Genomic DNA, 8,056 nt, shown 5'->3' on the forward strand with positions numbered 1-8,056 from the left:
AGTATCATTTCTATCATACCTTTGCATTGCTATTCTTATCTACTTTTTCGCGTGCAAAAACCTATTCAATTAAAGTGTCTTTTATCGCCTTTATTGTTGGTATTATCTTTTTTTCGGGGTCGCTATATGTTCTTAGTGTCAGGGAGATAACCGGTTTTGGGAATCCCGCCATTTTGGGACCTATCACTCCTTTGGGGGGGCTATCATTGATCATCGGGTGGATTGCCTTATTTGTGGCCGCGCTAAAGAACAAATCATAACCCTGCTGTTTGCATTAAATAAAGCCCAGGAGCCTTAAAAATATGGAGCCTTCCCAAAGACTAAGTCCGGGAAGGCTTTCTTTTTGAAGGAGGACTTCGCTGTTCTTTCTGCGGCTTTTTTTGTATTTTTATCCCATAATAAGAAATTATGTCCAATCCGCAATCTTCGATTTTTAGTGAAAGAGATACCTTGTTCATTGATGTGGTTCTACCGTTGGCTCTAGCAAGAACATACACCTACCGTATTCCGGCTGACTGGAATGATCGGGTACAGGTTGGGATTCGGGTCATCGTGCAATTTGGACGAAATAAAATTTATTCGGCTGTGGTGAAATCTGTCAGCAAAGAAGCACCACTAAAATACGAAGCAAAGTATATTTTAGATATCATTGATGACAAGCCTATCGTCAATCTGGCTCAATTTAAATTGTGGGATTGGTTGGCAGATTACTATATGTGTAGTTTGGGTGAGGTCATGCAAGCTGCTCTTCCAGCGGCATTAAAATTGGCAAGTGAAACAAAAGTAGCGTCTTCGATAACAGCGGAATTTGACCGATCAACGCTATCTGATAAAGAATACCTCATTATTGAAGCGCTGGAGGTGGCGGGAGAACTTAAGGTCAATGATATCGTAAAGTTACTGGGACAGAAAACCGTATTTCCGATATTAAAACAATTGTTTGACAAAGGTATCGTCCTTATTTCAGAGGAAATTACAGAAAGGTATAAACCTAAAACGAAAGCATTTTTGCGTTTTGCTCCGGACTTTAGAAATGAGAATGCGAAGCGTGAACTTTTGGATAGTCTCAACCGTGCGCCCAAACAGCAGGATGCGGTCCTGGCATTTATGCAGCTCGTCAAGAAAACGGAGGAGATTACGCGGCCCATGCTGGCAGAGGCCTCAGGCTGCGGTAATGCAGCGATCACAGCTTTGATCGACAAAGGAGTATTTGAAATAAAGGAAAAGGTCGTGTCGAGGTTTCAGGGAGAAGATATCGAACTGGATGCCAATTTTCAATTCAATGAAAACCAACAAAGAGCCTACGATGAAATTAGCGCATCTTTTGAAGAGAAAGAGGTGACACTCTTACACGGCGTTACAGCATCGGGTAAAACGCAGATTTACATAAGGCTGATCGAACAGGCCATAGCGGCGGGGAAATCGGCATTGTATCTTTTGCCGGAGATTGCATTGACGGCACAGATTACAGCGCGTCTAAAATTGCATTTTGGTGATAAGCTCGGAGTTTATCACTCTAAATTCAATGACAACGAACGGGCCGAAGTATGGCACAAAGTAATGAAGAACGAATTTCAGGTCGTTATTGGCGCCCGTTCTTCTGTATTTCTTCCATTTCAGGATCTGGGAATTATTATTGTCGATGAAGAACATGAAAGCTCATACAAGCAATTTGATCCGGCACCACGCTACCATGCTCGGGATACGGCCATTTATTTAGGATTTTTGCATCAAACTAAGGTGCTGTTGGGGTCTGCAACACCATCGTTGGAAAGCTATTATAACGCCAAGGCAAAGAAGTACGGATTTGTACAGTTGTTGGAACGTTATGGTAATGCACAATTGCCCAGTGTCGAACTGGTCAATATTCCTGAGGAAGGGCGAAAAGAAAATATGTTCTCCTATTTCTCAGGGACGTTGTTAAAGGCTATTGAAGAGGCTGTTAAAAATAAGGAACAAGTTATTCTGTTTCAGAATAGGCGAGGACATACCACCATGATCCAGTGCAATACCTGTGGTTTTGTAGCCAAATGTGTGAATTGCGATGTTAGTTTAACTTATCACAAAAGTTCCAATATGATGCATTGCCATTACTGTGGACATGTTGAACCGCCCCTGCGGGTCTGCCCGGCTTGTGGGATGCCGCACATCGAAAGCAAGGGGTTTGGAACGGAACGGGTGGAAGAGGAACTGGAATTGCTGATGCCGGAGATTCGTATTGGCCGGTTAGATCTGGATTCCACCAAAGGAAAGTATGGATTTGACAAGATCATTACGGCCTTTGATGAGCATGAGTTTGATGTGCTGATTGGTACGCAGATGGTAGCCAAAGGGCTGGATTTCGGACGTGTCAGCTTAATCGGAGTGGTGAATGCGGATACAATTATTAATTTTCCTGATTTTCGGGCTTATGAGCGTTCGTTTTCCCTCTTTTCCCAGGTTGCTGGCCGAGCTGGCCGCCGGGAAGCCGGAGGACGAGTAATTATACAAAGTTATACCACCAATCATAGGGTCTTGGAGCAGGTCGTTAACAATGATTATGAGGGGATGTTTATGACAGAAATCACAGAGCGGAAGAATTATCTTTACCCTCCATTTTATCGGCTTATCCGTATTGATATTAAGCATATTGATTTTCAAAAATGTTATGATTCTGCCAATCGTTTTGCTTCGGCACTGCGTCAGCAACTGGGCGCAAGGGTCTTAGGCCCCGAACCGCCACTGGTCTCCCGCGTGCGGAATAATTTTATTCAGACCATTACTCTCAAGATTGAACGGACAAATATCAGTATTGCCAAGGTAAAGGAGTTGATCCGATCCGTTTTATTGGATTTTGAGCTTGATAAGACCAATACTGGTGTTCGTGTCCAGGTCGATGTCGATCCCTATTAAGACCGTAGCTCTTGTACGCTTATCCGGCAGACTTATGTCATCAATATTCTGAAACTAGTGCAATTTAATTGTTTTTAACTTGCTGTTGCTGTTTGGATTAGGTCTTTTTTAAGTAGCGCAGCTTTGTTCTACGTACGGTATTCAGTACCATGTATTGGCTTGACGCTAAATGATTTGTGAATAGTTCGGCTAAATATCCCTTTTTAAAAGTAAATTTGAAACATCATGGCGTATAAGTTTATTGATAATTATCGGGAAAGAGGTGCACGCAAGAAATTGGTCGAGCATCTAAAAGGAAGAGGTATTGAAGATCAAAAAGTATTGGAAGCCATTGGAAAGGTACCGCGCCATTTCTTTTTTGATGAAACCTTTTGGAATCAGGCTTATCGGGATATTGCTTTTCCTATCGGCGACGGACAGACGATCTCACAACCCTATACTGTCGCTTATCAATCAGAATTGCTCCACGTGAAAAGGGGAGATAAGGTGCTGGAAATAGGAACTGGATCAGGCTATCAAACCTGTATTCTGCTTGAACTTGGCGCTGAGGTGTATACCATAGAACGTCAGGAAAATCTTTATCAACGGACAATTCAGGTGCTGCCCTATATGGGCTATAAGGCAAATTTCTTTTTAGGTGATGGTTCCAAAGGTATTGTAGAGCATGCCCCTTATGATAAAATCATTGTAACTGCAGGAGCTCCATTTGTGCCTGAAATCATGCTGAAACAGCTGAAAATAGGGGGGATTTTCGTTATTCCGGTGGGGGACGAGAAGTCTCAGAAGATGGTAACAATAATTCGTGTGGGGGAAAATGATTTTGATCGAATAGAATTAGATACCTTTCGTTTTGTGCCTTTGGTGGGGGACCAGGCCTGGTAGTTGAATGATTGATGGAATAAAAAATTATTTAGGGATGAATTCAATCGCTACATTATATGCGCAAAAGCATCAAGAAATTGCGTCAACGCTCTTAAAATTAAATAAGCAGGTGAATACCTTGAGCTTCATACGGCTATTCGTTATTCTTGGCGGTGGAGCGCTGTTGTTTTATACTTTTCAGTTGGAAAGTCTACCTCTGGTGTTCTTTTGTTTCTTTGCCTTGTTATTCCTTTTTGCGTATTTGGTGCGCCGGCAAAGTCAACTGGAACTTCAGAAAAATTATTTTGAAGCCTATTTAAAGGTGCTTTCCAACGAACAGACCGTAGCTGAAGGGAAAGCGAACATGTATGCCCATGGAGAGCAATTTGAAGATGGCAACCATCCTTACGGTTCGGATATGGATGTATTTGGATCCCATTCTTTATTTGCCCAATTGAACCGCTCGACAACGAAGCAGGGTATTGACCTTCTGGCATCTTGGTTCAGTGCTCCTTTGGATAAGGAGCAGATCTGGCGCAATCAGGAAGCCTCGAAAGAATTGGAAAATGAATCGGAATGGATATNNGGATATGGGATTTTCAGGCAAAACTGCTGGCAAACCTAAATCATAAGCTGGATATTAAAGCTTTTTTATCCAATTATTTTCAAGATCGAAATTTTAACTTTGGAAACGCCTTCATGCGCATGTATGTCAAGGTTGGCCCGGCTTTATTTGCGGTGGCGCTCATTGGTAGTTTTTTTATCCCCAAATTTGCGGCTGTCGCCACTATATTGGGCCTGTTTCATGTGCTTTGGGCTTTTGCCAAAGCAGGTAACATAAGTTTATTCTCCTCAAGAATAGATAAGATAGGCGGAATGCTGGAATCCTATGCCGATGCCATACAGGCTATTGAAAGCCATTCATGGAAGTCTGCATCTCTACAGGAAATGGCGAATGAATTAAAGCAAGGCAATCATGCTGAACCTATTTCAAGAGCGTTTAAAAAACTCGCCAAACTGATCAATAATCTGGATGCGCGAAATAATGTATTCGTTGGTCTGTTTCTGAATCTTTTTTTGCTTTGGGATTTTAGACAGGTATTGGCGATTATAGATTGGAAAAATAAGTATGAACAGGAAATTTTGAATTCATTTGATACCCTGGCAAAAGTAGAGGCCGTGAATAGTCTGGCCATCTGGAAAAGAAACCACCCAACTTATATTTACCCGGTCATTTTAAACCGTCCTAACGAAGATAAGATAGAAGCACATGGCGTTTTCCATCCGCTGATTCCGAGCGAACAGGTTGTTGCCAATGATTATACAAGTATGGATCATCGGGTTGCATTGGTCACCGGATCCAATATGGCGGGGAAAAGTACGTTCTTGCGGACAATTGGAATAAATGCCGTTCTGGCCTATGCCGGAGCCAGCGTTGCCGCTACAACATTTCGGCTGCCGATTTATAAGCTTATATCCTATATGCGTATCCGGGATAACCTGAATGAAAGTACCTCTACCTTCAAGGCAGAGCTCAATCGAATGAAATTTATATTAGATACAGTCGCTTCCTATACGGATAGTTTCTTCCTGATTGATGAAATGCTACGTGGTACAAATTCGGTGGACAAGTATTTGGGATCCCGTGCGATTATCAAAAAATTAGTCCGCTTGGAGGGGAAAGGTATGGTGGCTACACATGATCTGCAACTGTCCAGTTTGGAGCAGGAGTTTCCGGGAGAAATCAAAAATTATCATTTTGACATTCAGGTGGACGAGGGGCAGATGCTGTTTGACTATAAATTGAAGACCGGAGAGTGTAAGATCTTCAATGCCTCGTTGTTACTAAAGGGTATAGGGGTGGATATCGAAGAAAATATTGGATAAAAATGACTCAATTGTTTTGGGATAGCGCTACATTTGTGTCCTCTTAAATCCACAAAATTAAAACAATAAATGACTTTACAAGAACGTATTGATTTATCGGAAACGCATGTATGTACAACAGTATTTCCTTTTCTGACAAATCATCACGATACCTTATTCGGCGGTAAGGCGATGTCCATTATGGATGAAGTGTCTTTCATGGCGGCTACGAGATTCTGCCGCAAAACTTTAGTAACTGTATCCACTGACCGTATTGATTTCAATAAGGCAATTCCTTCGGGAAGTATTATTGAAGCGATCGCACGTGTCCAAAACGTCGGACGTACCAGTCTCAAGGTGAAAGTTGAAATATTTTTGGAACATATGTATAAAGAAGGACGCGAACTGGCCATAGAAGGTGTTTTTACCTTTGTTGCTTTGGATGAAAATAAGCAGCCAATTCCTGTCTTAGAGGGGCTAGATATAGAATGATCTTCCTAATTTAACTGGGATACTTTTGGTTGCGATGGCAAAGATTTAAAAACGGGTGGATTACTCCACCCGTTTTTGTGTTTATTCACTACGTTTGACCGGACTAAGTTCTTTTAATTCTTCTTCGGTAAAGAGCCGATAATGTACTTTAAAGGTTTTTCCTAGCGGTGTTTCCAACGAAAAACCACCGGGGCCGAAACCTTCCAGCACATCAAGGGTGAAGTGGGCATGTTTCCAGTACTCAAACAAATCCCGGTCTACCCAAAACTCATATCCCTCAACCAATCCGATCATGGCATCATTCATCCGCGGAAAATACCCCCCTTTTTCGAAACATTGAGGTTGAGTACCTTCACAGCAGCCACCTGCCTGATAAAACATCAATGGACCGTGTTGTGCTTCAAGTGTATGAATGAGTTCCTTGGCTTTGTCCGTACTATCTATTCTGTTGGTCATTGTTAAAAGAACCCTAGTTTTTCCTTGCTGTATGAAATTAACATATTTTTTGCCTGACGATAATGGGCAAGCATCATCTTGTGATTTTCTCTACCAATTCCGGATTGTTTGTATCCTCCGAATGGAGCGCCAGCTGGATAAGAGTGATATTGATTAACCCAAACACGGCCTGCCTGGATGGCGCGTGGAACTTGATAAAGCTGATGTGCATCTCTGGTCCATACACCGGCGCCGAGACCATACATGGTGTCGTTGGCAAGGGCAATAGCCTCTTGCTCATCTTTGAACGTTGTAACAGCCAGGACCGGACCAAAAATTTCCTCCTGGAAAATACGCATCTTATTATTTCCCTTGAATAGCGTTGGTTTGATGTAGTAACCTTCTTCAAAACCTGCACCGACATTATTTTCGTCTCCGCCGGTTAGCACTTCGGCTCCTTCTTGTTTACCCAGTGTGATATAAGACATGATTTTGTCTTTTTGAATTTTGGAAGCTTGGGCGCCCATCATTGTTGTCGGATCCAATGGATCACCAACTTTGATCTGATTGACCCGATCAATGACACGTGCAATAAACTTATCGTAGATATCCTCCTGGATCAATAAGCGCGAGGGACATGTGCATATTTCTCCCTGATTAAGGGCAAATAAAACAGCACCTTCGATCGCTTTGTCCAAGAATGCATCGTCAGCATCCATGACAGAGCTGAAGAATATGTTTGGGGATTTTCCACCCAATTCCAGTGTTACGGGGATAATATTTTCTGTAGCGTATTGCATGACCAACCGGCCCGTTGCGGTGGAACCTGTAAAGGCTGCCTTCGCAACTTTTGGATTTGTTACCAAGGCCCTGCCCAGTTCGGAACCAAAACCATTGACAATATTTACCACACCGGCAGGTATCAGGTCGCCAATAATTTCCATGAGGACCAGAATTGATGCCGGTGTACTTTCTGCCGGTTTTAAAACAACGGTATTTCCGGCAGCAAGAGCTGGAGCAAGTTTCCATACCGCCATTAAAATTGGGAAGTTCCATGGAATGATCTGTGCAATAACGCCTATCGGTTCGTGCACAATCAGGGAAACGGTATTGCTGTCTAATTCGGTTATTGATCCCTCTTCGGCGCGGATTACTCCCGCAAAGTATCTAAAATGATCAATGGCAAGCGGGATATCTGCATTTAGCGTTTCACGTACCGCTTTTCCATTATCTATGGTTTCTACTGCTGCAATATATTCTAGATTAGCCTCGATGCGGTCTGCAATTTTGTTGAGAATAATGCTGCGTTCGGTTGCCGATGTTTTTCCCCAGGTCTCAAAGGCTTTGGATGCCGTGTCAACTGCCAGATCGAGATCTTCTTTCGTTGAATGCGCGACCTGGGTATATACTTTACCATCCACCGGTGAGATGTTGTCAAAATATTTTCCCTGGATCGGGGCAACAAATTTGCCGCCAATGTAATTGTCGTATCGTTCTTTGAACGATGGTC

7 protein-coding genes are annotated in these 8,056 nt (G+C 42.7%); 5 read left to right on the forward strand and 2 right to left on the reverse strand.

Going from position 1 to position 8,056, the window contains the following annotated elements:
* From B4G94_RS03410 to B4G94_RS03430, 5 genes are all read left to right on the forward strand, one after another.
* Positions 1–260, forward strand: a 260-nt coding sequence (locus tag B4G94_RS03410) for a DUF423 domain-containing protein (protein WP_286857159.1), incomplete at its 5' end; no start/stop codon positions are given.
* A gap of 148 nt (positions 261–408) precedes the next feature.
* A complete protein-coding gene (gene priA, locus B4G94_RS03415) occupies positions 409–2,892 on the forward strand; it encodes a replication restart helicase PriA (protein ID WP_286857161.1) in 2,484 nt (827 codons plus the stop codon).
* Positions 2,893–3,117: 225 nt separating this feature from the next.
* Positions 3,118–3,774, forward strand: a complete 657-nt coding sequence (locus tag B4G94_RS03420) for a protein-L-isoaspartate(D-aspartate) O-methyltransferase (protein ID WP_108635084.1) — start codon at positions 3,118–3,120, stop codon at positions 3,772–3,774.
* Positions 3,775–5,118: 1,344 nt separating this feature from the next.
* The gene (locus B4G94_RS28210; protein WP_422663703.1) at positions 5,119–5,640 is read left to right on the forward strand and encodes a MutS-related protein; all 522 of its coding nucleotides are present in this window, start codon (positions 5,119–5,121) and stop codon (positions 5,638–5,640) included.
* A gap of 69 nt (positions 5,641–5,709) precedes the next feature.
* Positions 5,710–6,111, forward strand: coding sequence for an acyl-CoA thioesterase (locus B4G94_RS03430; protein WP_104383990.1), 402 nt, complete (start codon positions 5,710–5,712; stop codon positions 6,109–6,111).
* Between the two features lie 81 nt (positions 6,112–6,192).
* Here the strand turns inward: B4G94_RS03430 and B4G94_RS03435 are convergent, their stop codons facing one another.
* Both B4G94_RS03435 and B4G94_RS03440 read right to left on the reverse strand, forming a co-directional pair.
* Complete coding sequence (locus B4G94_RS03435; RefSeq protein ID WP_286857164.1) at positions 6,193–6,567, reverse strand: DUF779 domain-containing protein; 375 nt, start codon at positions 6,565–6,567, stop codon at positions 6,193–6,195.
* A gap of 2 nt (positions 6,568–6,569) precedes the next feature.
* Positions 6,570–8,056, reverse strand: a 1,487-nt coding sequence (locus B4G94_RS03440; protein WP_286857166.1) for an aldehyde dehydrogenase family protein, incomplete at its 5' end; no start/stop codon positions are given.

Origin of the sequence: Sphingobacterium sp. UBA7625, assembly GCF_002484085.1 — a bacterium.
GTDB classification, from domain to species: Bacteria; Bacteroidota; Bacteroidia; order Sphingobacteriales; family Sphingobacteriaceae; genus Sphingobacterium; species Sphingobacterium athyrii.